The organism is Streptomyces sp. NPDC029159, from assembly GCF_055564055.1.
Genome location: NZ_JBVHWT010000008.1, coordinates 175,128 through 199,210, shown reverse-complemented (window position 1 = coordinate 199,210; position 24,083 = coordinate 175,128). Strand labels below are relative to the sequence as shown.

Here is a 24,083-nt window from a genome sequence, read left to right as displayed (position 1 = left end):
CCTCACGGGGGAGAAATGCAGATGTCCCAAGGCGGCTTCATCCGGCTTCCCGGCGGAAGCGTGGTGGTCGCCCTGGCGCTGCCCAGACCCGGGGGCGACGGCCGCCGGGTCCGCGTCCTCGTCCACGCCGCCAACCGCCAGCGCGCCCTGACCAGGCTGCGCAACCTCGGACTGCGCGCCGTCTACCTGCGCGGCAACATGCGCCCGCCCACCCCGGACGAGGTGACCGCCGTCCTGCACCACCCCGACGGCGTCGTCTGGCGCCAGACCCTGGACGACGACACCGAGTCCTGGCATCCGATACGCGCCCTGCTCCGCCCGGCACAGGCCGCCTGACCTGCGGCGCGGGCTGCCGGCTCCGGCCGCCCCGGCCCGTCAGCCCGCGGCCAGCACCGGCGTGCCGGTCAGCTCCGCCCCCGCCTCCCGCAGCTGGGCCAGCGCCCGCTCGGTGGTCGGGGCGGCGACCGCGGCGGTCAGATCGAGCAGCACCCGGGTGCGCAGCCCGGCGCGGAGCGCGTCGAGCGCGGTGGCCCGGACGCAGTGGTCGGTGGCGATACCGACCACGTCCACGTCGGTGACGTCATGGGCGCGCAGCCAGTCGGCCAGCGCGGTGCCCCGGTCGTCCGCCCCCTCGAAACCGCTGTACGCGGCGGCGTATGCGCCCTTGTCGAAGACGGCGTCGACGGCGCCGGAGGAGACGGCCGGGGCGAAGTTGGGGTGGAAGCCGCTGCCCTCGGACCCGGCCACACAGTGCACCGGCCAGGAGTCCACGAAGTCCGGATGGTCGGAGAAGTGCGCGCCGGGGTCGATGTGGTAATCGCGGGTGGCCACCACATGGCGGTAGTCGTCCCCGGCGCGGCCCACTAGGTCGGTGATGGCGGCGGCGACGTCCCCGCCGCCCTTCACCGGGACGCTGCCGCCCTCGCAGAAGTCGTTCTGTACGTCGACGACGATCAGTGCCCGGTGCATGGTCGGTGCCTTCCGACGGAGAGAGTGACGGCCGAGGCGGCCGCGGCTGCGGTGCGGGGTGGGGCGACCCCGGGGCCGAGCGTAGTCACGTCTCGGCCATCGGGGGAGGGGGTGCGCGCCACTCGGGTGGCGGGCCGCGGCGGGCGTCCGCCGCGGCCGGTGGCTCAGAGGTACTCGGTGGGCAGCACCGGCTCGCCGCGGGAGAGCTGGGTCGCCGAGAGCGGCAGCCGCGCGCGGGCGGCGATGTGCCGGTCCCGGGCGGCGTCCAGCGGCTCGCGGGCCACCACCTTGCCGCCGGTGACCAGCGGCACCAGCAGCTGGTGGCCGGCCAGCTCCGCGGGGATCTCGCCGGTGCCGACCACCTCCGCCTCGGCGACGCCGTTCTCGTCCGGCCGCCGCGCCGCCCACTTGCGGCCGCCGACCGACGACTTGCCGCCCAGCGACTTCTTCGCGACCGGCACCAGCGGCGCGTCCGGGCCGTCGCTCTGCGCGCGGGCGACCAGCTTGTAGACCATCGAGCAGGTCGGGTGCCCGCTGCCGGTCACCAGCTGGGTGCCGACGCCGTACGCGTCGACGGGCGCGGCGGCGAGCGAGGCGATGGCGTACTCGTCCAGATCGCTGGTCACCACGATCTTGGTGTCGGTCGCGCCCAGCTCGTCCAGCTGCTGGCGCACCCGGTGGGCGACGAGCAGCAGATCGCCGGAGTCGATGCGGACGGCGCCCAGCTCGGGGCCCGCGACCTCGACGGCCAGCCGCACCGCCTCCGTCACGTCGAAGGTGTCGACGAGCAGCGTGGTGCCGCGGCCGAGGGTGTCGACCTGCGCGGTGAACGCGTCCCGCTCGGTGTCGTGCAGCAGCGTGAAGGCGTGCGCGCTCGTGCCGACGGTGGGGATGTGGTACCGGAACCCGGCGGCCAGGTCCGAGGTGGTGTGGAAGCCGCCGACGTAGGCGGAGCGGGCGGCGGCGACCGCGGCCAGCTCGTGGGTGCGGCGGGCGCCCATCTCCATCAGCGGGCGGTCGCCCGCGGCGACCGACATCCGGGACGCCGCTGCGGCCACCGCGGAGTCGTGGTTGAGGATGGAGAGGATCACCGTCTCCAGCAGCACCGCCTCGGCGAAGGTGCCCTCCACCCGCATGAGCGGGGAGCCGGGGAAGTAGACCTCACCCTCCGGGTAGCCCCAGATGTCACCGCGGAAGCGGTAGCCCGCCAGCCACTCCAGCGTCGGCTCGTCCAGGATGCCGCGCTCGCGCAGGAAGCCCAGGATGGTCTCGTCGAAGCGGAAGTTCTCCACCGCGTCCAGCACCCGGCCGGTGCCGGCGAGCACACCGTAGCGCCGGCCCTCGGGCAGACGCCGGGTGAAGACCTCGAAGACCGAGCGCCGGTCGGCGTTCCGGGACCGCAACGCGGCCTGCAGCATGGTGAGTTCGTACTGGTCGGTGAAGAGCGCCGTCGACGGCACCGCCACCGGCAGCCCCAGGTCTGCTGTGTTCATGCGGATGATGCTACCCCCATTACTCGTCAGGTTGACGATTTCTGGTGGCCGGGCCCGTGATGCCGCTCACGGCGGACGGCGTGCCCGGCCGTGGGCCCCCGCCGCAGCCCTGCCGGCCGGGCCCCGCGGGCGGGTGTCCGGCGCCCGCCGCGGACCCCCGTCCGACTCACCCGCCCAGGGGCGTTTGTGCACGGCCCGGCCCCGGGTGGCAGCATGGGGCGTGTGAGTGTCCCAGTGGAGATCGAGCGCCCCGAGTCGAGCGAGGCACCCTACGAGGTGCCGGAACCCGACGTCCCCTGGGTGACGGTCGTCCACAACGACCCCGTCAACCTCATGAGCTACGTCGCCTACGTCTTCCAGTCCTACTTCGGCTACAGCAAGGACAAGGCGCACCAGCTCATGCTCGACGTCCACCACAAGGGCCGCGCGGTGGTCTCCAGCGGCAGCCGTGAGGAAATGGAGCGCGACGTGCAGGCCATGCACGGCTACGGCCTGTGGGCGACCCTTCAGCAGGACCGCTGATGGCCGGCCACTTCGAGCCCCAGCCCGGTGGCGGCGCGGCCGTCACCCTCGACGAGGTCGAGATCTCCATCCTGCGCAGCCTCGCCGTCCAGCTCCTGGAACTGGTCGGCCCCGGCGACGAGGGCGGCGACGCCGCGGACGACCTGCTCGCCTCCGTCTTCCGCGACGGCCCGAGCGAACCGCCCGCCGACCCCGTCCTCGCCCGCCTCTTCCCGGACGCGTACGGCGGCCCGGACCGGGTGCCGGACGACGACGTACGCGCCGCCTCCGCGGAGTTCCGCCGCTACACCGAGAACGATCTGCGCGCCCGCAAACGCGATGACGCGCTCGCGGTGATCCGGTCGCTCGACGCCCTGCACCCCGAGCCGGAGACCGGCGCCGTACTGCGGCTCACCCCCGAGGAATGCCGCCGCTGGCTCGGCGGACTCAACGACCTCCGGCTGGCCATCGGCACCCGCCTGGAGGTCACCGACGAGGACGACGGCGGCGAACTGCTGCGCCTTCCGGAGTCCGACCCGCGTAAGCCCATGGTGCTGGCCTATCTCTGGCTCGGCGGTCTCCAGGAAACGCTCGTCGAATCGCTCATGTCCTGAGTCCTGGTTACCATTCCTCAGGCGTTCGCTCAGAGAATGCTCAAATCCGGATAACGATCCCATCTCGCACGCGTGCGCCTTGCCGATTGTTTAGGACTTTGTCCTAATTTTCGCGCGACCTTGCCATACCACGTCTCTGGTCGCCCTCCGAGGCGCCGTGATAGATGTTCACGACCTGCCGTGAGCGACGCCACCCCTGTCGCTGCGGGAGCGCTGAGCCGGCCACCGCCGGCGTGCAGGAACTCCATCCGGGGGGATCGGAACCCGATCCGGACAGACCGGGTCGGTATGGAGAAAGGCGCACCACTCATGACCTCTGTGCAGGTCGATCAGCAGCACGACGGCAATGAGGCCGCTGGGAAAGGCCCGGAAGAGGGCTACCAGCGGGGTCTGGGAAACCGCCAGATCCAGATGATCGCCATTGGTGGCGCCATCGGTACCGGCCTGTTCCTCGGGGCGGGCAAGGCGATTTCCAAGGCGGGGCCGAGCATCATCCTGGCCTACGCGATCGTCGGCCTCGTCATCTTCTTCATCATGCGGGCACTGGGCGAACTGCTCATGTACCGCCCGGTCTCCGGCTCCTTCTCGGAGTACGGACGCGAATTTCTCGGCCCCTTCATCGGCTTTGTGACCGGCTGGACCTACTGGCTTTTCTGGGTCGTGACCGGAATCACGGAAGTCACCGCCGCAGCCACCTATATCCACTACTGGAACCACGACATACCCCAATGGGTGTCGTCGCTCTTCTTCACCGTCGCACTCTTCGGGATCAACCTGATCTCCGTGAAGATCTTCGGAGAGCTGGAATTCTGGTTCTCGATGGTCAAGGTCACCGCGATCATCGGCATGATCCTCATCGGTCTCGGCGTCATCATTCTCGGTTTCTCGGACGCCGGTGACACCGCTTCCTTCAGCAACCTCTGGGCCGACGGCGGATTCTTCCCGCGGGGCATCGGCGGCACGTTGATGACCCTTCAGATCGTGATGTTCGCGTTCCTCGCCGTCGAACTCGTCGGCGTCACCGCGGGCGAGGCGAAGGATCCGAAGAAGGTGCTGCCCAAGGCGATCAACACCGTGCCGTGGCGCATCGGCCTCTTCTACATCGGTGCGCTCATCATCATCCTGTCGGTCGTCAGCTGGAAGGTCTTCGAGCCCAACACCAGCCCGTTCGTCCGTGCCTTCCAGGAGATCGGCCTGCCCGCCGGCGCCGGCATCGTCAACTTCGTCGTGCTGACCGCCGCCCTCTCGTCCGCCAACTCCGGGATGTACTCCACCGGCCGGATGCTCCGCGACCTCGCGCTCAACGGCCAGGGACCGAAGCTCTTCACGCACCTGAGCAAAAACGGTTTGCCCACCTGGGGCACCGGCGTCTCCGTCGCGATGATGCTGGTCGGCGTCTGGATCAACTACCAGTGGCCCGGCGACGCGTTCAACTACGTCGTGTCCTTCGCCACGATCTCCGGCATGTGGGCCTGGATCGTCATCCTCATCTCGCAGCTGCGCTACCGGGCCAAGGCCAACCGCGGTGAACTGCCGCAGTCGGAGTTCAAGGCGCCCGGCGCCCCGTACACCTCGATCTTCGCCCTCGCGTTCATCGGCATGGTCATCGTGCTGATGGGCATCGACCCGGACGCCCGCATCTCGCTCTACGCGGCGCCGATCTGGGCGATCATCCTGGGCGTCGGCTATCTGTCCATCAAGCGCCGGTCGGCCGAGGTCTTCGCGGCCCGCGCCACCGTTCCGGCTCCGGCCACCGGGGAGCAGCAGCCCGGCACGGACGCCAAGGACTGACCGGCCTCACCTCCGGCGACGGGCCCGTCCCCACCGCAGTCACGCGGTGGGCACGGGCCCGTCGCCGTCTGCGCGGGTCCGGGCGCCGGGCCTGGAAACGGGTGAGCCGGGGCCCGTCGCCGGCTGCGCGGCCCGCTCCCCGCACCCGCTCCCGGCCGCCGGGAAGGCCCTCCTATCCTTGCCGCATGCTGACCCTGACCCAGGACCTCCACGACCGGATCGTCGCGCACGCCCGCCAGGATCACCCGGACGAGGCGTGCGGCGTCGTCGCGGGACCGGCCGGCAGCGACCGCCCCGAGCGGTTCATCCCGATGCTCAACGCCGCCCGCTCGCCCACGTTCTACGAGTTCGACTCCGCCGACCTCCTCGCCCTCTACCGCGAGATGGACGACCGCGACGAGGAGCCGGTGATCGTCTACCACTCGCACACCGCCACCGAGGCGTACCCCTCCCGCACCGACGTCGGCTACGCGGGCGAGCCCGGCGCGCACTACGTCCTCGTCTCCACCGCCGACACCGACGACGCGGGCCCCTTCCAGTTCCGCTCGTTCCGCATCGTGGACGGCGAGATCACCGAGGAGGAGGTCCGGATCGTCGAGGCGTACGCCTGACGGACCGGCCCCGGGCCCTCCGCCCGGGAGCACCCCCGCGGCGCCGGTCCGCCCGCCGTGACCTGGGACGACCCGCCGCCCCGGGCGGACCGGCGCCCACCGCGTCCCACCTGATGTACACAACCGTCCGCATCCTGGGACGAGGTATCAAAACCCGGACCGGGAATCGATACGATGACCGCATGGTTGACCACGACGTGAGCGAGCAGAGGAGGGCCATGCACCCGCAGGCTCCGCTCGTCACGCGTCGCTCCGCCTCCGCCCTGCTGGGCGCGTTCGGCTGCGGAGCCGCCCGGCTGCACATCGACCTGTGCCGCCTCACCAGCGCCTTGTGTCCGGGCCGCGCCGCGGTCTGACCCGGGCCCGCACCACCCGCCACACCCGCACCGCCGCACGCCGTGCACACGGGCCGCAGAGCCCCCCGCCCCCGCACTCCGACAGGAGCACTCTCATGGCCATCGAGGTCCGAATCCCGACCATCCTGCGCACCTACACCGACGGCGCGAAGGCCGTCGAGGGCGGCGGGAGCACCCTCGCCGACCTCATCGACGACCTGGAGAGCCGCCACGCGGGCATCAAGGAGCGCCTCGTCGACGGCACGGAGCTGCGCCGCTTCGTCAACGTCTACCTCAACGACGAGGACGTCCGCTTCCTGGACGGCATCACCACCAAGCTGACCGACGGCGACCACATCACCATCCTCCCCGCCGTCGCCGGTGGCTCCACCGCCGCGGACCGCCCGGCGGACCTGGCCTGACATGCGGTACGACTCCCCGCTGGCGGCGGTCGGGAACACCCCGCTCGTCCGCCTGCCGCGCCTCTCGCCCTCCGCCGACGTCCGCATCTGGGCCAAGCTGGAGGACCGCAACCCCACCGGCTCCGTCAAGGACCGCCCCGCGCTCCACATGATCGAGCAGGCGGAGAAGGACGGCCGGCTCACCCCCGGCTGCACGATCCTGGAGCCCACCAGCGGCAACACCGGCATCTCGCTCGCCATGGCGGCCAAGCTCAAGGGCTACCGGATCGTCTGCGTGATGCCCGAGAACACCTCGTCCGAGCGGCGCGAACTCCTCGCGATGTGGGGCGCCGAGATCATCTCCTCGCCCGCGGCGGGCGGCTCCAACACCGCCGTCAAGGTCGCCAAGGAGCTGGCTGCCGAGCACCCGGACTGGGTGATGCTCTACCAGTACGGCAACCCCGACAACGCCGGTGCGCACTACGCCACCACCGGCCCCGAGATCCTCGCCGACCTCCCGTCCGTCACCCACTTCGTCGCAGGTCTGGGCACCACCGGCACCCTCATGGGCGTCGGCCGCTATCTGCGCGAGCAGGTCCCCGGCGTCCAGATCGTCGCCGCCGAACCGCGCTACGACGACGTGGTCTACGGGCTGCGCAACCTCGACGAGGGCTTCATCCCCGAGCTGTACGACGAGTCCGTGCTCACCACGCGCTTCTCCGTCGGCTCGGAGGACGCCGTCGCCCGCACCCGCGAACTCCTCGCGCAGGAGGGCATCTTCGCCGGGATCTCCACCGGCGCCGCCCTGCACGCCGCGCTCGGCGTCGCCCGCAAGGCGCAGCGCGCCGGGGAGAGCGCCGACATCGTCTTCGTCGTCGCCGACGGCGGCTGGAAGTACCTCTCCACCGGCGTCTACACCGCCGAGTCCACCGAGGCGGCCATCGCCACCCTGCACGGCCAGCTCTGGGCCTGAGGGCACGAACACATACGGCGGGCGGTCCCCCGAGGGGCCGCCCGCCGCCGTATGCCCTCGGCCGGCCGCCGCGTCAGCCCCCGCCCCGCCGCCCGTCCGACTCGCCGTCGTCCCGGACAGCCGTACGATCCCCGTCGCCGGGCGCGGAATCCGGCGGCGCGGGCTCCCCGGAGCCGGTGGCGGAGCCCGCGCCGTCCGCCGGGCGTCCGGCCGCTCCCGTCCGGCGCCCGCGCCGCCGCGGTGGCCGCCGGCTCCGGCCCCGGCCGTCGACCACCGCTGCGACCAGCGCCAATGCGATCACCGCCACCAGCGCGGGCCACCACGAGCCGTCCATCGCCGTCTCCCCTCGCCGCCGCGGGTCCGCCGTCCGTCCGCTGCGACCGTACCGGCGCCGGGCCCGCACGGCACGGCGGACGGCCCCCCACCCGGACTGGTGATTCCGCCCACAGCTCGCCCCGCCACAGGAGCGGCACCACCCCGTGCGCCTTACCCTCGTGGGCACCGCACCGCGCGACCGGACCCGCCGGGCACCCGTACGGACCGGCCACCTGCCGGACGCCACCGCCCGGCACGGTCCGCCGCTCCGCCGTCCCCGCACAGGAGGTTCACGCCCGCATGAAGCTCACTGTCGTCGGATGCTCCGGGTCGTTCCCCTCCGCGGATTCGCCCTGTTCGAGCTACCTCTTGGAGGCCGACGGCTTCAGGCTGCTCCTCGACATGGGCAACGGCGCCCTCGGTGAGCTGCAGCGCCACTGCGGTCTCTACGACCTCGACGCCATCCTCCTGTCCCACCTCCACGCCGACCACTGCATCGACCTGTGCGGCTACTTTGTCGTCCGCTACTACCGCCCGGACGGCGGCCGCTGCGCGCCGATGCCGGTCCACGGCCCGGCGGGCACCGAGCGGCGCCTGACCGCCGCCCACGCGGATCTGCCGTACGACGGCGCGATGAGCGAGGTCTTCGACTTCCGGACGCTGACGCCGGGGACGTTCTCCATCGGCCCGTTCACCGTCCGGGCGGACCTCGTCAGCCACCCCGTCGAGGCGTTCGGCTTCCGCATCGAGCACGGCGGACGGTCGCTGACGTACTCCGGGGACACCGGGCCCTGCGCGGCGCTCGACAAGCTCGCCGAGGGCACCGACCTCTTCCTCTGCGAGGCGTCCTTCACGCACGGCAAGGAGGACATCCCCGATCTGCACCTCAACGGCCGCGAGGCCGGCGAGGCCGCCGCGCGCGCCAAGGCCGGACGGCTGATCCTCACCCACATCCCGCCGTGGACGGACCCGGACATCACCCTCCGCGATGCGCAGAAGGTCTACGACGGCCCGGTCGAGACGGCCCGCGCGGGCACGGTCCACGAGGTCTGACCGGATCCACAGACGGAAAGAGCGGCGGCCCCGGGAACTCTCCCGGGGCCGCCGCCTCGTGTTGGTGCAGGGAAGCTGCTACTTCGTCAGCGTCGTCTTCTCGCCGGACTTCGCCGCGGCCTTGCCCGCGCCCTTCTCCGTCTCCGGCACCTCGTCCTCGGGCTCGCGGCCCGGCGTCGGAAGGTTGAACTTGGTGATCGCGAAGCGGAAGAGCACGTAGTACACGACCGCGAAACAGAGGCCGACCAGCACCAGTAGCCACGGCTTGGTGGCGATACCGAGGTTGAGGGCGTAGTCGATCGCCCCGGCCGAGAAGCCGAAGCCGTCCTTCATGCCCAGCGCCCAGGTCAGGGCCAGCGACACACCCGTCAGCACCGCGTGGATCGCGTAGAGCACCGGCGCGATGAACATGAAGGTGAACTCGATCGGCTCGGTGACGCCGGTGACGAAGGCGGTCAGCGCGAGCGAGAACATCATGCCGCCGACGACCTTGCGGCGCTCGGGGCGGGCGCAGTGCACGATCGCCAGGCAGGCGGCGGGCAGCGCGAACATCATGATCGGGAAGAAGCCGGTGGTGAACTGCCCCGCCGACGGGTCGCCCGCCAGGAAGCGGGCGATGTCGCCGTGCTTGCCGTCGAACTCACCGGCCTGGAGCCACGGGAACGAGTTGAGCAGGTGGTGCATGCCGACGGGGATCAGCGCACGGTTGGCCACACCGAAGACACCGGCGCCGACCGCCCCCGAACCGACCAGCCACTCACCGAAGTTGTGCAGCCCGGCGCCGAGCACCGGCCAGATGTAGCCGAAGACGATACCGATGGCCAGCCCCGCGAAGGACGACAGGATCGGCACCAGTCGGCGACCGCTGAAGAAGCCCAGCCAGTCGGGGAGCTTCTTGCGGCTGTAGCGCTGGTAGAGGAGGGCGACCACGATGCCGATCACCACACCGCCGAGCACGCCCGCGTTCACCGGCGGCGCGACCTCGGCTATCTTCCCGTCGACCACCTGCTGCACCTTGGGCAGGCTGTCGTCCGTGAAGGTGCCCAGCACCTTGCTGAAGACGAGGTAGCCGACGACGGCGGCGAGCGCGGTCGAACCGTCGGCCTTCTTCGCGAAGCCGATGGCGATACCGACCGCGAACAGCAGCGGCATGTTGTCGAGCAGCGCCCCGCCGCCCGCCGCCATGAACTCGGCGAGCTTGTTCAAGAACGCGGGGAAGTTGTCCCGGCCGAGCATGTCGGGCTGGCCGAGGCGGACCATGAGCGCCGCGGCGGGCAGCGTGGCGATCGGCAGCATGAGGCTGCGGCCGATGCGCTGGCCGACGGCCATCGCTGCGGAGCCGCGGCTTTTCTTCTCCGGTGCCGCCGAGGCAGTGGCCGAACTCATCGGATTCCTCCAGGTGCGGCGGGCACTCATGGGGTGCGGCCCGCTTGTTGTCTACACCACTCAGTGGTTTAGACCATTCTTAGCACGTGGCCCCGGCCGAAAGGAATCCATTCTTCCCAGTGGTGTGGACCACATATCGACCGGGGTCGGAGGAAGGCACTCAAAGGTACTCAAGGGGCCGGACGAACTGCCGCCGTCAGAAGGAGAAGCGCAGGTCAGGGCGGCTTTCTGTCCTCGTCCCGACGAGGGCGGCGCCGCCCCTCGCCCCGCCAACGGTACGGGTCCCCCGGCCCCCGGCCGACAATCCGCAAACCCGCCGTACCGCCACGGCTACTTCACGTTCTCCCGCTCCAATTCCTCCGCCACTTCCACCGGCTCACGCCCCGGAGTCGCCAGCTCGAATTTCGTGATCACGAACCGGAACAACGCGTAGTAGAGCGCCGCGAAGCACAGCCCGATCGGAATGATGAGCCACGGTTTCGTCGCCAGCCCCCAGTTGATGACGTAGTCGATCAACCCCGCCGAGAAACTGAAGCTGTCGTGCACCCCCAACGCCCAGCACACCGCCAGCGACACCCCCGTCAGCACCGCATGGATCCCGTACAGCACCGGCGCGATGAAGACGAAGGAGTACTCGATCGGCTCGGTGACGCCCGTGACGAACGACGTCAGCGCCACCGACAGCATCAGCCCGCCCACCTCCTTACGGCGCCCCGGACGCGCACAGTGCGTGATCGCCAGCGCCGCCGCGGGCAGCGCGAACATCATGATCGGGAAGAAGCCGGTGGTGAACTGCCCCGCCGTCGGGTCACCCGCCAGAAAACGGTTGATGTCACCGTGCACCACCGTGCCGTCCGGCTTGGTGAAGTCACCGAACTGGAACCAGACGAACGTGTTCAGGAACTGGTGCAACCCCACCACCAGCAACGCCCGGTTCGCCGTCCCGAAGATCCCGGAGCCGATCCAGTCCAGATCCGTCAGCCACTTGCTGAACGACGTCAGCGCCGCACCGACCGGCGGCCACACGAACAGACAGACCGCCGCGAACACCAACCCCACGAACGCCATCACGATCGGCACCAGCCGCCGCCCGTTGAAGAACCCCAGCCAGTCCACCAGCTTCACCCGGTGCAGCCGCTGCCAGCACCACGCCGCCGCGAACCCCATCACGATGCCGCCGAACACCCCCGGATTCTGGAACGTCGCCGGCGCCGCCTTCCCTGCCCCCTCCACACACACCCCACCCCACGGCCCCGCCTGCGCGAACGTCTGCCCCGACGGACACGCCTCGGGGAACTGGTGCAGCACCGCGAAGTAGACGAGAAACCCCACCACCGCGGCGAGCGCCGTCGACCCGTCCGCCTTCTTCGCCATCCCGATCGCCACGCCCACGCAGAACAGCAGCGGCAGCCCCAGCCCCGAATCCAGCAGCGCACCGCCCGCACCCGCGAAGACCTTCGCCACCGACTCCCAGCCCAGCCCGTCCGCGCCGAACACGTCCGGCTGCCCGAGCCGGTTCAAGATCCCCGCCGCGGGCAGCACCGCGATCGGCAACTGAAGGCTGCGCCCCATCTTCTGCATCCCCTGGAAGAGATGCGCGCCCCGCTTCGCACGAGGTGCCGCCGCCGCGCCAGAACTCATCCGCCACCTCCGGCAACCGCCCGCCGACACCGTGCCCGGTGGGTACCGCATACTGATGGTGTAGACCACTTGGGGTGCGACCCCCGGGCCCCCGGTACGCGCTCCGGGTGATCGCTATCCTTCGCCAGAGCGCGGACAAACGCCCGTAAAGCTGGGCTGAACGTGCGTTACGGTTCGTCAACCGCAGGGCACGACCGCGCCCGCACCACCGCCCGGCACCCTCGCCGGCGGCCGAGACAAGCAGGAGTGGACATGGCATCCAAGGCCGAGAAGATCGTCGCCGGGCTCGGCGGACTCGACAACATCGAAGAGGTCGAGGGCTGCATCACCCGCCTGCGCACCGAGGTCGCCGACGCCTCCCTGGTCGACGAGGCCGCCCTCAAGGCCGCCGGCGCCCACGGCGTCGTCAAGATGGGCACCGCCATCCAGGTCGTCATCGGCACCGACGCGGACCCGATCGCGGCGGAGATCGAGGACATGATGTGAGCCGACGGGCTCGCCCGCCCGGGCCCCGGCCGCCGTACGACCGAGTACGGGCCGGGGCCCGCGGTGCGTCCGGAGGTACGCGGCCCCCGGCCACCCGGACAGCCCCCCGCCCCGTTCCCGCTAGGCTCTACGCCATGTCTCGCATCGACGGCCGTACCCCCGAGCAGCTCCGTCCCGTCACGCTCCAGCGCGGCTGGAGCAAGCACGCCGAAGGCTCCGTCCTCGTCTCCTTCGGCGACACCAAGGTCTTCTGCACCGCCTCCGTCACCGAGGGCGTGCCCCGCTGGCGCAAGGGCACCGGCGAGGGCTGGGTCACCGCCGAGTACGCGATGCTGCCCCGCTCCACCAACACCCGCGGCGACCGCGAGGCCGTCCGCGGCAAGATCGGCGGCCGCACCCACGAGATCAGCCGCCTCATCGGCCGCTCGCTCCGCGCCGTCATCGACTTCAAGGCCCTCGGCGAGAACACCGTCGTCCTCGACTGCGACGTCCTCCAGGCCGACGGCGGCACCCGCACCGCCGCCATCACCGGCGCCTACGTCGCCCTCGCCGACGCCATCGCCTGGGCCCAGCAGAAGAAGATCATCAAGCACGGCCGCAAGCCGCTGACCGGCACCGTCTCCGCCGTCAGCGTCGGCATCGTCGACGGCACCCCGCTCCTCGACCTCTGCTACGAGGAGGACGTCCGCGCCGAGACCGACATGAACGTCGTCTGCACCGGCGACGGCCGCTTCGTCGAGGTCCAGGGCACCGCCGAGGCCGAGCCCTTCGACCGCACCGAACTCAACGCCCTCCTCGACCTCGCCGTCGCCGGCTGCGCCGACCTCGAAGCCGCCCAGCGCGAGGCCCTCGCCCGCACCCTCTGAGAGCCCCGGCCTCCCGCCGAGGCCCGGCCCGCTCCTACGTCCGGCCGCGTCCCTCACGGGGCGCGGCCGGAGCCGTTACGGGGGACGGACCCGGAGCCGTACCCCCGGTGCCCGGCAACCAAATCCCCCCGCCCCGCGTTTCTCCCCCTGCCTGCTTTACCTGCTCATGACTCGGGGGAGAACCGTCCCATGACCCTGCACACCCGCAGCGCCCGCGGCACCCGCCAACGCCGACGCCCCGCCGCCACCGCCGTCGCGGCCCTCGCCGCCGCGGCGCTCGCGATACCCGCGCTCACCGCCTGCAGCGCCGTCGACAAGGCGCTGGACTGCGCCCACACCGCCACCGCCGTCGTGAACGGTGTCGACAGGCTCCAGAAGACCGCACAGGACGCCGCCGACCACCCCGAGCAGACCGAGAAAGCCCTCGACGGCCTCGACCGCGACCTCGAGGGCATCGGCGACGCCACCGGCGACCCGGACCTCACCAAGGCGCTGAAGAGCATGAACGACGGCATCGACAACGCCCGCAAGGCGGTGCGGGACGGCAAGGACCCCGACCTCCAGCCGCTCGCCGACGCGGCCGGCGAACTGACCAAGGTCTGCTCCCCGGGATAATCACTCCCCATGCAGCACTCAACCGAGCAGCGGCCGGACGCACCCCGCCGCCTCATCCTCGCCACCCGTAACGCCGGCAAGGTCACCGAACTCCGCGCGATCCTCACCGCCGCCGGCCTCGGCGTCGAACTCGTCGGCGCCGACGCCTACCCGGAGATCCCCGACGTCAAGGAAACCGGCGTCACCTTCGCCGAGAACGCCCTGCTCAAGGCACACGCCCTGGCCCGCGCCACCGGCCACCCGGCCGTCGCCGACGACTCCGGCCTCTGCGTCGAGGTCCTCGGCGGCGCGCCGGGCATCTTCTCCGCCCGCTGGTCCGGCCGCCACGGCGACGACCGCGCCAACCTCGACCTGCTCCTCGCCCAGCTCTCCGACATCGACGAGCCCCACCGCGCCGCCCACTTCGCCTGCGCGGCCGCCCTCGCCCTCCCGGACGGCACCGAACGCGTCGTCGAAGGCACCCTCCCGGGCACCCTGCGCCACACCCCGTCCGGCACCGGCGGCTTCGGCTACGACCCGATCCTCCAGCCCCTCGGCGAAACCCGCACCTGCGCCGAGCTGACCCCCGACGAGAAGAACGCCATCAGCCACCGCGGCAAGGCGTTCCGCGCGCTGGTCCCGGTGGTGCGGGAGCTGCTGGGCTGAGCCCGGGCGCATGAAAATGGCCTGCGAATCAAAGCTTCGATTCGCAGGCCATTTGCGGTGCGGCGGAAGGGATTCGAACCCTCAAGCCCTTGCGGGCCACAGATCCTAAGTCTGCTGCGTCGCCACTGCGCCACCGCCGCCAGCCGCCATCATCGTACCGGCAGTTGTCCGCCGTGTGCGGCCGCCCCTGCACCAGGTACTGGTGATCGCATGGCAGTTGGGGCACAGCAACCGCAGATTCTCCCGCCGGTCGTCGCTCCAGTCCCCGCTGACGTGATCGACCTCCAGCGTCATGGGCTTCCCCCGCCACTCCGGCCCTGCACCGCACCTCGCGCACCGCTCAGGCACGCCGACCTCTCGGAGCGCCCGCCGCAGCCGGCGGCTCGGCGTGCGTTGCTTGCCGTCATGCCGTATCAGGATCTCTTCGGGACGCTTGGCGGGCACGGGACCGGGCTTACCGCGCTGATGAGCCTGGCCGAGGAAGTGCTCGGTCGTCAGCCGGTCGTCGGTGATCCACTTGCGCAGCTTGGCCCGTTGAGCAGTGGTGTTCTTCCGGTCCAGGCGGCGCAGCGTCTCGGAGGTGGACACCGATGCGGCAACCGCCGCGCGCAACTCGTCAGGCATCGGTCGAGAAGCTCTTCCGCAGGGGCGGAAGTGCGCGATGTCGATCCCGAAGTGGTCGAAGCGCCGGGAGAGGTAACGGCGGAGGCTGCCGTAGGGACGGGTGCCGAGGAAGGCGATGACCTCGTCGATGTCGGAACACCGGGCGGCTGCCTCGATCAACTGCTCGCGGGTGTACTGCACGCTGGTTGCGGCGCACGGGGCCCCCGCGCGCTCCCTCGGCTCTCGAACAGAACAACGATCGAATGGGGGATCGGATACGGGGGGAGCCGTGTTCCGGAACTCGAAAGGGGCCGGGGAATGCTCCCCGGCCCCTCTTCGTCTGCCGTCCCTCAGAACTTCGGTTCCTGGTTCTGGGAGGCGATCATTTCGACGGCCTCCTCCTTGGTGGCGACCGAGGGCGGGGAGCCGGCCAGGGGCTGCTGGGCGGTCTCCTTCATGCAGGCGACGGCGATGACGCCGACGAGGGCGGCGCCCATCGTGTAGTAGGCGGGGACCATGACGTTGCCGTCGAAGGCGTCCATCAGGGCGGTGATCACCAGCGGGGTGGTGCCGCCGAAGACCGAGACGGCGAGGTTGTAGCCGATGGAGAGCGAGCCGTAGCGGACGCTGGTGGGGAAGAGGGCCGGGAGGGCGGCGGACATGGTGCCCAGCAGGCAGACGAGGGAGAGGCCCAGGAGGGCCATACCGGCGATGACGGCGGCCAGGGAGCCCTGCTTGACCAGGAGGAAGGCGGGGATGGCGGTGATGAAGAAGCCGAGCATGCCGCTCATCAGCAGCGGTTTGCGGCCGTAGTGGTCGTTGAGCTTGCCGACGCTGGTGATGACCAGCATCAGCGCGATCATGGTGGCCAGCAGGATCAGCAGGCCGTGCGACTCCTTGTAGTGCAGGGTGTCGGTGAGGTACGTCGGCATGTACGACAGCAGCATGTAGTCGGCGATGTTGTACGCGCCGACGAGTGCGATGCACAGGATCAGTGTGGGCCACTGCTGGGCGAAGATCTCGCCGATCTTCTTCTTGGGGGCGTTCTCGGAGAGGTGGGAGAACTCCGCCTCGGTCTCGGCGGGCGAGCCGGTGGGGGAGTGCGTCTGGGACGCCTCCAGCTTCTGGAAGGCGGGGGTCTCGTCGAGGCGCAGCCGCAGGTAGAGACCGACCAGGCCGAGGGGTCCGGCGACCAGGAACGGGATGCGCCAGGCCCAGTGGAGCATCGCCTCCGCGCCGACGGTGGTGTTGAGGATCAGCACGATGCCGGCGGCGCCGGTGTAGCCGATCAGGGTGCCCATCTCCAGGAAGCTGCCGAAGTAGCCGCGCTTCTTGTCGGGTGCGTACTCGGCGATGAAGGTGGAGGCGCCGCCGTACTCGCCGCCCGTGGAGAAGCCCTGGACCAGCCGGAAGAGGATCAGCAGGACCGGGGACCAGAAGCCGATCGTCGCGTACGAGGGGATCAGGCCGATGCAGAAGGTGCCCGCCGCCATCATGATCATGGTGAGGGCGAGGACCTTCTTGCGGCCGACACGGTCGCCGAGCGGGCCGAAGAAGGCGCCGCCGAGGGGCCGCACGAGGAAGGCCACGGCGAAGGTGGCGAACGAGGAGAGCAGGCTGATGGTGCCGTTGCCGTTGGGGAAGAAGACCTTGCCGATGGTGACCGCGAGATAGCTGTAGATCCCGAAGTCGAACCACTCCATGGCGTTACCGAGGGCGGCCGCCTTCACGGCCCTCTTGACCACGCGCTCGTCGGTGATGGTGATGTCGGTGCGCCGCAGTTTGGGATTCCTGCGCCGGGCTATGGCACGGAAGAGCGCACGGTGGCGCTTGAGGGCTTCCGGGTCCTGCTCGGAAGCGGGGTCTGCTTCGGTGCTGCCGGTCGGCACGAGGCGGTCCTCTCGTTCAGAGCGCGAAGTGCGCGGGGATACGACGGGTGCGCCTGCGCAGTCGAGCGCGGATCAAACCACCATGGCTCCGGAAGGGGATGTACGTCACCCCGGCTGAGCCGTCCGAGGAGGCCATGGTGGCCTGCGGTTTCGCAGTCCGCGAGCGGGGGCGCTCCGGGCCTGGTCGGAGGTGCGTTGTTACAGAACTGGTACGCAGCCGCGCGGTCATCGCCGCGTGCGGGCAATCAGCCCGTGCGGGGGGCGGGGCAGGGTGGGTCGGTGCCGTTGCCATGTGTCCGCGAAGCCGCCGTTCGCCGGGCCCCTCGTGGGGAGTGGTGGCGTCGGGTGTGCCGGCGGGGTGCGGGGCCGCGGCCCCGGAAGGAGAGGGCGATGGGCGACCGCGTAGGGGCGCGCCGGGTGGGGTGGCGTACCGCTGTGCCGGTGGGCGCCGTGCTCACGGTGCTGATCGCGGCCGGGGTGTGGGGTGTGCAGGCGGGCCGGCACGCGTCGGCGGTGGATGTGGCGCCGCAGACGTCGGCGGCGCGGCAGCGTCCGGTGCCCGGGAAGACGCCGCAGAAGAAGGCGGCGCACGGGCTGCCCGGCGTACGCGACTGCGGCTTCGGTGAGCCGGAGGTCGAGCCGCAGGTGATCACGTTGACCTGTGCGGACTCGGGGATGGTGGCGACGGGGATCACCTGGGAGCGGTACGGCCGGACGTCGGCGGAGGGCCGGGGCGTGGTGCAGGTGGAGAAGGCGGCGGCGGGGACGGCGGGGGATGCGGTGTTCCCGGCGCGGTTCCGGCTGTACGGGGTGCGGACGGTCGGGGACGACCGGGCGTTCACCGGGCTCGAGGTGACGTACGACGGTTCGACGCCGATGGGGGACACGACGGAGATGTACAGCCTCGCGTGATGGGGATCAGGGGCCGGATCGCGCTGGCCATTTCGGGGATGACGGCGCTGGCCGTGGTGGTGCTGGGTGTCGCGGTGCACCACATCGCCGACGCGGGGCGGGAGCGGGCGGCGCGGGCGTACCAGGACGTCCGGCTGAGTTCGGCGGTGCAGATATACGAGCGGGACGGGACGCTGGCGATGGGGGCGCAGCTGGACGATGCGGCGTTGCCGGCGCCGTTGCGGGAGGCGGTGTTCGCGGGGCGGTCGGGGACGTATCTGAGCGGGGGCGAGGATCCGCGGGTGTGGGCGGCGACGGGGGTCGACGACGGGACGGGCGGTTCGCGGTGGGGGCGGTCGCTCTCGGTGTCGGCGGCGTATCCGGAGGACGATCCGGCGCGGGTGGCGTTGGACCGGGCGCTGCTGATCGCGGGTGCGGGCACGGTGGTGTTGATGGCGGTGGTGTCGTGGTTCGTGGCGCAGCGGCTGTCGCGGCGGCTGCGGCTGAGTGCGGCGGCGGCGCGGCGGATAGCGGCGGGTACGGGGCCGGAGCTGGAGTGGGACGGGTTGGCGAGCGCGGGGCGGGACGAGGTGGCCGAGTTGGGCCGGAGCGTGCATCACATGGCGACGTCGCTGGCGGCGCAGGCGCAGGCGGAGCGGGAGTTCACCGCGGATGTGGCGCACGAGTTGCGGACGCCGGTGGCGGGGCTGGTGGCGGCGGCGGAGCTGTTGCCGCAGCCGCGGGCGGTGGAACTGGTGCGGGACCGGGCGCAGGCGATGCGGCGGCTGGTGGAGGACCTGCTGGAGGTGTCGCGGCTGGACGCCGGGGTGGAGCGGGCGGATGTGGACGCCTGTGAGCTGCCGTCGCTGGTGCGGGGGATCGTGCGGCGGGCGGCGGGGCAGCGCGGGGTGGACGAGGTGACGGTGACGGTCGAGGGGGAGCCGCGGATCGTGGAGACGGACCGGCGCCGGGTGGAGCGGGTGCTGGTGAATCTGCTGGCCAACGCGGAGCGGCACGGGAAGCCGCCGATCGAGGTGGTGGTGGCGGGCAACCGCATCGTGGTGCGGGATCACGGGCCGGGGTATCCGGCGGATCTGTGTGCCGAGGGGCCGCGGCGGTTCCGTACGGCGGCGCCGGAGCGGGGGACCGGGCACGGTCTGGGGCTGACGATCGCGGTGGGTCAGGCCGGGGTGCTGGGGGCGCGGCTGGACTTCGGTGTGGCGGAGGGCGGCGGCGCGCGGGCGGTGCTGGAGCTGCCGGACCGGGTGGCGGTGGCGGCGGAGGGGCCGGAGGGGCCGGGCTAGGCGGCCCGGGGCCGGTCCGGCGGGGGAGGGGCGGCCGGGCTGCCCGCGGGCGGTGGACCGGCCGCAGACGGCCCCTCCGAACCGGTCGCCTCGGCCCGCCGCACCGCCCGCCTCCCCTTCCGCCGCCGGACCGGCCGCGTCAGGAAACGGCGGCTCAGGCCGTCGGTGCCAGCTTCAGGTCCTTGATGATCTTGGCGACATGGCCGGTGGCCTTCACGTTGTAGAGGGCGCGCTCGACCTTGCCGTCCTCGTCGAGGATGACGGTGGAGCGGATCACGCCGGTGACGACCTTGCCGTAGAGCTTCTTCTCGCCGAAGGCGCCGTACGCCTCCAGGACCTTCTTGTCGGGGTCGCCGAGGAGCGTCACCTTCAGCTCCTCCTTCTCGCGGAACTTCGCGAGCTTCTCCGGCTTGTCGGGCGAGATGCCGATGACGTCGTAGCCGTGGCCGGCGAGGAAGTCGAGGTTGTCGGTGAAGTCGCACGCCTGCTTGGTGCAGCCGGGGGTGAGGGCGGCCGGGTAGAAGTAGACGATGACCTTGCGGCCCTTGTGGTCGGCGAGCGAGATCTCGTTTCCGTCCGCGTCGGGCAGGGTGAAGGCGGGGGCGGTGTCGCCGGGCTGCAGTCGCTCGCTCATGGCTCTCCTTCGAAGGTTCCGTACGCCCCGAGATTACGGCGTCGGGTGGACGGCGCGGCGGCGCCGGGGGTGCGGGGCCGCGCGTTACAGGGGGTGCTGTGGGGCGCGGCGGGGCGTGAGCTGACAGACTGTGTGCACGAATCGGTACGCATGTGGTGGCCGATTCCGTACGGAGCCTCGTGCCCGGCCCCGTACGCATCGGCCCGAGACGATGGAGGCGGCGCGGTGTCGGAAGCCAGGACCCCTGCGCAGATCGAGGCGGACATCGTCCGCAGACGGCAGGATCTCGCCGTGATGCTCGACGAGATCGGTGTGCGGCTGCACCCGAAGACGATCATCGGTGAGGCGAAGGCGAAGACCGTCGAGGCGGTGGACCGCACGGCCGGCCGCGCCTATGTGGCGGCCAACCGCGTGGTGTCGGACATCCGCGCCCAGCTGGTGTCGGAGGACGGTGCGCCGCGGCTGGAGCGGATCGTGCCGGTCGCGATGGTCGGCGTCGGCATCGTGGGCCTGCTGGTGGCCCGCTCCCGCAAGCACCGCGACTAGGCGGGTGCCCGGCGGTCGGGCGGCGGCCGGGGTGCGGGTACGGTCGTGCCGTGAGCCCGAATAACGTCAAGGACACCCACGACAAGCTGCCGATCCGGATGCTGCACGACCGTGTGCTGGTGCGGACGGACATCCCTGAGGGCGAGCGTCGCTCGACCGGGGGCATCGTCATCCCGGCGACCGCCGCCGTGGGCCGCCGGCTGGCCTGGGCCGAGGTCGTCGCCGTGGGGCAGAACGTACGGACCGTGGAGACCGGCGACCGGGTGCTCTACGACCCGGAGGACCGCGCCGAGGTCGAGGTGCGCGGCGTGGCGTACGTGCTGATGCGGGAGAAGGATCTGCACGCGGTGGCCGCGGAGCGGCTGGAGGGCGCGGACGACGCGACGGGGCTGTACCTGTAGGACGTAAGGCGTTTCCGGGGCCCGCCGCCGTGGCGGGCGGGTCCGCGGGTGGACGGGCGGTGACCGAGGTCACCGCCCGTTCCGTATGCCGTGTTGCTAGCGTCGGGGGTACCCGACGAGACGCGCCGTACCGGGCAGGAAAAGACGACGCACCCCCTGTTGAAGCGTTTTCACGGAGGTGCCGTCATGGCATGGATCCTGCTCGCGGTCGCCGGTCTGCTGGAGGTCGGCTGGTCGATCGGGATGAAGTTCACCGACGGGTTCACGCGGCTGTGGCCGAGCGTGTTCACCGGCGCGGGGATCGTGGCGAGCATGCTGATGCTGTCGGTCGCGGCGCGTACGGTGCCGATCGGTACGGCGTACGGCGTGTGGGTCGGGATCGGCGCCGCCGGTGCGGCGGTGGTCGGGATGGTGGTGCTGGGCGAGCCGGTGACCGCCGCCCGGATCTTCTTCATCTGTCTGCTGCTGGTCGCGGTGGTGGGGCTGAAGGCGACGTCGGGGCATTGAGCGGCGCGCCCGTTCAGTAGCCGTCGCCGCCCTCGTCCGCGCCGCCTTCGCCGCCCCCGCCGCCGTTCTGGCCACCGCCGCCCTGGCCGGGGCCGGCCGGCGGCGGTCCCGCGGTGGGGCGGCCGCCGGGCCGGTGGGTGGGGCGCGGGCCGCCGGGCGAGGGGGAGCCGCCGGGGGCGGTGGAGCCGGACGGGTTCGGGGAGGCGCCGGAGGCCGACGGGTTGGGGGAGGGCCGGGCGCCGGGCTCCAGTTTCAGGTCGAAGTTGCGGACCGGTTTTCCGCGCAGCGCGGCGGCGGTGTAGTCGGCCCAGATCTGGGCGGGGAAGCCGCCGCCGTTGACGCGGGGCAGTCCGGCGGCGCCGTAGAGCGGTTCCTGTGCGGCGGTCTTCGGGTTCTGGCCGAGGACGGCGACGACGGTGGCGAGTTCGGGGGTGTACCCGGCGAACCAGGCGGCCTTGTCGTCCTCGGCGGTACCGGTCTTGCCGGCGGCGGGCCGACCGGCGCCCTGGGCGGCGGTGGCGGTGCCGCCCTCGACGACGTTGCGGAGCATCGAGGTCGTGGTGTCGGCGGCCGAGCGGCCCACGGCGGTGGTCTCGGGCCGGTCGGGCAGCACGATCTGCCGGCCGTCCTTGGTGACCTTGTCGACGAGGGTGTACGGGCGGAACCGTCCGTGGCGGGCGAGGGTGGCGTAGACCTGGGTCATGTCGAGGACGCTGGGGGTGGCGGTGCCCAGGGAGATGGCGCCTTGGGCGGAGGCGAGGCCCGGCGCGTCCTCGGGGACGCCGAGGGCGACGGCGGTGTCCTTGACCTTGGCGGGGCCGACGTCGATACCCATCTGGGCGAAGACCGCGTTGACGGACTTGTCCATGGCGGCGGTGACGGTGATCTGCCCGTAGGAGCGGTCGTCCTCGTTGGCGGGCGCGAAGCCGGTGGAGTGGCCGCGCTGGACGGTCATGCGTTTGTTGGTGCCGTCGTAGGGGGTGTTCGGGGTGATGCGGGCGCCGCTCTGGGTGACCGAGTGGTTCTGCACGGCGGAGGCGAAGACCAGCGGCTTGAAGACGGAGCCGACCTGGTAGTCGCGGCGGGTGGCGCTGTTGACGTACTGCTTGGCGTAGTCGGTGCCGCCGTAGAGGGCGACGACGCGGCCGGTCGCCGGGTCGATGGAGGCGCCGCCGGCGCGGACGTACGCGTCGACGGGGCGCTTGTCGCTGAGCCGGCCGGTCAGTTTGGCCTTCACGGCGTGGCCGAGGGCGTCCTGGCGGTTGCGCTCCAGGGTGGTGGTGATGCGGTAGCCGCCGGAGCGCAGGGTGTCCTCGTCGACGAGGTGATGGTCGGTCAGGTAGTCGGTGACGGCCTTGACGACGTAGCCGCGCTGGCCGGTGAGCCCGGCGGGGGTGGTGGTGGAGAGCGGGGCGGGGAAGGTCATGGCGTCGCGGTCGGCGGCGCTGAGCCAGTGCTCCTTGACCATGCCGTTCAGGACGTACTTCCACCGGGCCAGGACGCGGGCGCGGTTCTCGGGGTGGGCGGTGACGTCGTACGCGCTGGGGGCGTTGAGGAGGGCCGCGAGGTAGGCGCCCTGGGCGGTGGTGAGCTGGTCGACGTTCTTGCCGTAGTACGCCTGGGAGGCGGCCTGGATGCCGTAGGCGTTGCGGCCGTAGTAGCTGGTGTTGAGGTAGCCCTCCAGGATCTTCTCCTTGCTGACCTCGCGGTCCAGCTTGATGGCGATGAAGAACTCCTTGGCCTTACGGGTGAGGGTCTGTTCCTGGCCGAGGTAGTAGTTCTTGACGTACTGCTGGGTGATGGTCGAGCCGGACTGTTTGCCCTTGCCGGTGGCGGTGTTCCAGGCGGCGCGGAGCATGGCGGCGGGGTCGACGGCCGATTCGGTGTGGAAGTCGCGGTCCTCGGCGGCGAGGACGGCCCGCTGGATGCGTCGGGGGATCTGGGCGAGGGCGACGTTCTCGCGGTTGATGTCGCCGTCGCGGGCCAGTTCGGTGCCGTCGGCGTAGAGGTAGACGTTGCTCTGGGCGCGGGCGGCGCTGTTGGCCGCCGGGATGTCGACGAGCAGGTATCCGGCGACCAGTGCGCCCGCGACGAGCAGCACGAGCAGCACGCCGGTGCCGAGGAGCATCCGCCAGGAGGGGAAGAGGCGGCGCCAACCGGTGCGCCGGCGGCGCCGGGTGGCGCCCTTCCCCGCGGATGCCGGTGGGGCGGGGCGGGACCCCCACTGCCGGGGGCCGCCGTTCTCCGGGCCGTGCGGCTCTTCGCTCATGTCTGGTGGGACTCCTCTGCCGCCGCCGGGCGGATGCCGCGGCGGGCCGGTACCGGACGGGATGCGCGCGATGGATGAGTGATCGCGGTGGGATTAGTGATTCTTATCCCGATATGTACTGTCGCATCATCTGATCCGTTCTCCGGGTACGGCACACACCGGTGACCTCCACGCGGGCGGCCGGATGGCGCCCCTGTCTCACCCCGGCGGGTGATAAACGCGTGGTGCGTGTGGCGGGCGTCCCGCTAAGGTCTGGTGTTTTGCCGCCGGACCGTCCCGGCGCGCACGCCCACGGAACCGCCCGGGGCCGGCCCACCGCCCGCCCCCGACCCTCATCCGCCTCC

The 24,083-nt window shown here is 71.4% G+C and carries 26 protein-coding genes, 1 tRNA gene and 1 riboswitch; of the genes, 18 read left to right on the top strand and 9 right to left on the bottom strand.

Going from position 1 to position 24,083, the window contains the following annotated elements; all coding sequences use genetic code 11:
- Window positions 1-21 precede the first annotated feature (21 nt).
- Complete coding sequence (locus ACZ4U4_RS18245; protein WP_030283375.1) at window positions 22-336, top strand: hypothetical protein; 315 nt, start codon at window positions 22-24, stop codon at window positions 334-336.
- A 39-nt stretch (window positions 337-375) separates the two neighbouring features.
- Here ACZ4U4_RS18245 and ACZ4U4_RS18240 read toward each other — a convergent pair whose 3' ends face one another.
- Window positions 376-969: an isochorismatase family protein gene (locus ACZ4U4_RS18240; RefSeq protein WP_467875017.1), complete on the bottom strand. Its 594-nt coding sequence runs from the start codon at window positions 967-969 to the stop codon at window positions 376-378.
- Window positions 970-1,133: 164 nt separating this feature from the next.
- A complete protein-coding gene (locus ACZ4U4_RS18235; protein ID WP_467875014.1) occupies window positions 1,134-2,462 on the bottom strand; it encodes a nicotinate phosphoribosyltransferase in 1,329 nt (442 codons plus the stop codon).
- A 213-nt stretch (window positions 2,463-2,675) separates the two neighbouring features.
- On the opposite strand from ACZ4U4_RS18235, the gene clpS reads away from it, so the two are divergent.
- From clpS to ACZ4U4_RS18195, 8 genes are all read left to right on the top strand, one after another.
- Entirely contained in the window at window positions 2,676-2,984 is a 309-nt protein-coding gene (clpS, locus tag ACZ4U4_RS18230; protein ID WP_345084787.1) for an ATP-dependent Clp protease adapter ClpS, read from the top strand.
- Window positions 2,984-3,577: a DUF2017 domain-containing protein gene (locus tag ACZ4U4_RS18225; RefSeq protein ID WP_467875011.1), complete on the top strand. Its 594-nt coding sequence runs from the start codon at window positions 2,984-2,986 to the stop codon at window positions 3,575-3,577. The genes clpS and ACZ4U4_RS18225 overlap by 1 nt, the downstream gene beginning before the upstream one ends.
- Before the next feature lie 309 nt (window positions 3,578-3,886).
- Window positions 3,887-5,368, top strand: a complete 1,482-nt coding sequence (locus ACZ4U4_RS18220) for an amino acid permease (protein ID WP_467875008.1) — start codon at window positions 3,887-3,889, stop codon at window positions 5,366-5,368.
- 185 nt (window positions 5,369-5,553) lie between these two features.
- Window positions 5,554-5,979: a M67 family metallopeptidase gene (locus ACZ4U4_RS18215; protein ID WP_030283363.1), complete on the top strand. Its 426-nt coding sequence runs from the start codon at window positions 5,554-5,556 to the stop codon at window positions 5,977-5,979.
- Window positions 5,980-6,161: 182 nt separating this feature from the next.
- Window positions 6,162-6,335 carry a putative leader peptide gene (locus tag ACZ4U4_RS18210; RefSeq protein ID WP_467875005.1) on the top strand — a complete coding sequence of 58 codons (174 nt, stop codon included), beginning with the start codon at window positions 6,162-6,164 and terminating at the stop codon, window positions 6,333-6,335.
- A gap of 95 nt (window positions 6,336-6,430) precedes the next feature.
- Window positions 6,431-6,736, top strand: coding sequence for a MoaD/ThiS family protein (locus ACZ4U4_RS18205; RefSeq protein WP_467875002.1), 306 nt, complete (start codon window positions 6,431-6,433; stop codon window positions 6,734-6,736).
- A 1-nt stretch (window position 6,737) separates the two neighbouring features.
- The gene (locus ACZ4U4_RS18200) at window positions 6,738-7,688 is read left to right on the top strand and encodes a PLP-dependent cysteine synthase family protein (RefSeq protein WP_467875000.1); all 951 of its coding nucleotides are present in this window, start codon (window positions 6,738-6,740) and stop codon (window positions 7,686-7,688) included.
- A 615-nt stretch (window positions 7,689-8,303) separates the two neighbouring features.
- The gene (locus tag ACZ4U4_RS18195; RefSeq protein WP_467874998.1) at window positions 8,304-9,056 is read left to right on the top strand and encodes an MBL fold metallo-hydrolase; all 753 of its coding nucleotides are present in this window, start codon (window positions 8,304-8,306) and stop codon (window positions 9,054-9,056) included.
- 78 nt (window positions 9,057-9,134) lie between these two features.
- Here ACZ4U4_RS18195 and ACZ4U4_RS18190 read toward each other — a convergent pair whose 3' ends face one another.
- On the bottom strand, window positions 9,135-10,442 hold the full coding sequence (locus tag ACZ4U4_RS18190) for a PTS transporter subunit EIIC (protein WP_467874995.1): 1,308 nt from the start codon (window positions 10,440-10,442) through the stop codon (window positions 9,135-9,137).
- A gap of 330 nt (window positions 10,443-10,772) precedes the next feature.
- Window positions 10,773-12,083 carry a PTS transporter subunit EIIC gene (locus ACZ4U4_RS18185; RefSeq protein WP_467874993.1) on the bottom strand — a complete coding sequence of 437 codons (1,311 nt, stop codon included), beginning with the start codon at window positions 12,081-12,083 and terminating at the stop codon, window positions 10,773-10,775.
- A 252-nt stretch (window positions 12,084-12,335) separates the two neighbouring features.
- Between ACZ4U4_RS18185 and ACZ4U4_RS18180 the strand changes: the two genes are divergently transcribed.
- The 4 genes from ACZ4U4_RS18180 to rdgB all read left to right on the top strand — a co-directional run bounded on the left by ACZ4U4_RS18180 (window position 12,336) and on the right by rdgB (window position 14,695).
- Window positions 12,336-12,569 carry a PTS sugar transporter subunit IIB gene (locus ACZ4U4_RS18180; RefSeq protein ID WP_467603300.1) on the top strand — a complete coding sequence of 78 codons (234 nt, stop codon included), beginning with the start codon at window positions 12,336-12,338 and terminating at the stop codon, window positions 12,567-12,569.
- Window positions 12,570-12,703: 134 nt separating this feature from the next.
- Window positions 12,704-13,435: a ribonuclease PH gene (gene rph / locus ACZ4U4_RS18175; RefSeq protein ID WP_467874990.1), complete on the top strand. Its 732-nt coding sequence runs from the start codon at window positions 12,704-12,706 to the stop codon at window positions 13,433-13,435.
- A gap of 189 nt (window positions 13,436-13,624) precedes the next feature.
- Window positions 13,625-14,050 (top strand): hypothetical protein, encoded by a 426-nt coding sequence (locus ACZ4U4_RS18170; protein WP_467874988.1) that lies wholly within the window; start codon window positions 13,625-13,627, stop codon window positions 14,048-14,050.
- A gap of 9 nt (window positions 14,051-14,059) precedes the next feature.
- On the top strand, window positions 14,060-14,695 hold the full coding sequence (gene rdgB / locus ACZ4U4_RS18165) for an RdgB/HAM1 family non-canonical purine NTP pyrophosphatase (RefSeq protein ID WP_467874986.1): 636 nt from the start codon (window positions 14,060-14,062) through the stop codon (window positions 14,693-14,695).
- Window positions 14,696-14,753: 58 nt separating this feature from the next.
- Here rdgB and ACZ4U4_RS18160 read toward each other — a convergent pair.
- The 3 genes from ACZ4U4_RS18160 to ACZ4U4_RS18150 all read right to left on the bottom strand — a co-directional run bounded on the left by ACZ4U4_RS18160 (window position 14,754) and on the right by ACZ4U4_RS18150 (window position 17,187).
- A tRNA-Leu gene (locus tag ACZ4U4_RS18160) sits at window positions 14,754-14,835 on the bottom strand.
- Window positions 14,801-15,499 (bottom strand): HNH endonuclease, encoded by a 699-nt coding sequence (locus tag ACZ4U4_RS18155; protein WP_467874984.1) that lies wholly within the window; start codon window positions 15,497-15,499, stop codon window positions 14,801-14,803. Before ACZ4U4_RS18155 ends, ACZ4U4_RS18160 begins: the two co-directional genes overlap by 35 nt.
- Before the next feature lie 149 nt (window positions 15,500-15,648).
- A complete protein-coding gene (locus tag ACZ4U4_RS18150; RefSeq protein ID WP_467874981.1) occupies window positions 15,649-17,187 on the bottom strand; it encodes an MFS transporter in 1,539 nt (512 codons plus the stop codon).
- Window positions 17,188-17,577: 390 nt separating this feature from the next.
- On the opposite strand from ACZ4U4_RS18150, the gene ACZ4U4_RS18145 reads away from it, so the two are divergent.
- Complete coding sequence (locus tag ACZ4U4_RS18145; RefSeq protein WP_467874978.1) at window positions 17,578-18,099, top strand: hypothetical protein; 522 nt, start codon at window positions 17,578-17,580, stop codon at window positions 18,097-18,099.
- Complete coding sequence (locus tag ACZ4U4_RS18140; RefSeq protein WP_467874975.1) at window positions 18,099-19,382, top strand: sensor histidine kinase; 1,284 nt, start codon at window positions 18,099-18,101, stop codon at window positions 19,380-19,382. Before ACZ4U4_RS18145 ends, ACZ4U4_RS18140 begins: the two co-directional genes overlap by 1 nt.
- A gap of 154 nt (window positions 19,383-19,536) precedes the next feature.
- Here the strand turns inward: ACZ4U4_RS18140 and bcp are convergent, their stop codons facing one another.
- Entirely contained in the window at window positions 19,537-20,016 is a 480-nt protein-coding gene (gene bcp / locus ACZ4U4_RS18135; RefSeq protein ID WP_467874972.1) for a thioredoxin-dependent thiol peroxidase, read from the bottom strand.
- A gap of 225 nt (window positions 20,017-20,241) precedes the next feature.
- Between bcp and ACZ4U4_RS18130 the strand changes: the two genes are divergently transcribed.
- The 3 genes from ACZ4U4_RS18130 to ACZ4U4_RS18120 all read left to right on the top strand — a co-directional run bounded on the left by ACZ4U4_RS18130 (window position 20,242) and on the right by ACZ4U4_RS18120 (window position 21,470).
- Window positions 20,242-20,562 carry a DUF3618 domain-containing protein gene (locus ACZ4U4_RS18130; protein WP_399090414.1) on the top strand — a complete coding sequence of 107 codons (321 nt, stop codon included), beginning with the start codon at window positions 20,242-20,244 and terminating at the stop codon, window positions 20,560-20,562.
- A 98-nt stretch (window positions 20,563-20,660) separates the two neighbouring features.
- On the top strand, window positions 20,661-20,963 hold the full coding sequence (locus ACZ4U4_RS18125; protein WP_467875216.1) for a GroES family chaperonin: 303 nt from the start codon (window positions 20,661-20,663) through the stop codon (window positions 20,961-20,963).
- Between the two features lie 90 nt (window positions 20,964-21,053).
- Window positions 21,054-21,117: riboswitch (guanidine-III (ykkC-III) riboswitch) on the top strand.
- 32 nt (window positions 21,118-21,149) lie between these two features.
- Window positions 21,150-21,470, top strand: coding sequence for a DMT family transporter (locus ACZ4U4_RS18120; RefSeq protein WP_345084734.1), 321 nt, complete (start codon window positions 21,150-21,152; stop codon window positions 21,468-21,470).
- A gap of 13 nt (window positions 21,471-21,483) precedes the next feature.
- On the opposite strand, the gene ACZ4U4_RS18115 is transcribed toward ACZ4U4_RS18120, so the two are convergent.
- The gene (locus tag ACZ4U4_RS18115; protein ID WP_467874967.1) at window positions 21,484-23,739 is read right to left on the bottom strand and encodes a transglycosylase domain-containing protein; all 2,256 of its coding nucleotides are present in this window, start codon (window positions 23,737-23,739) and stop codon (window positions 21,484-21,486) included.
- Window positions 23,740-24,083 lie beyond the last annotated feature (344 nt).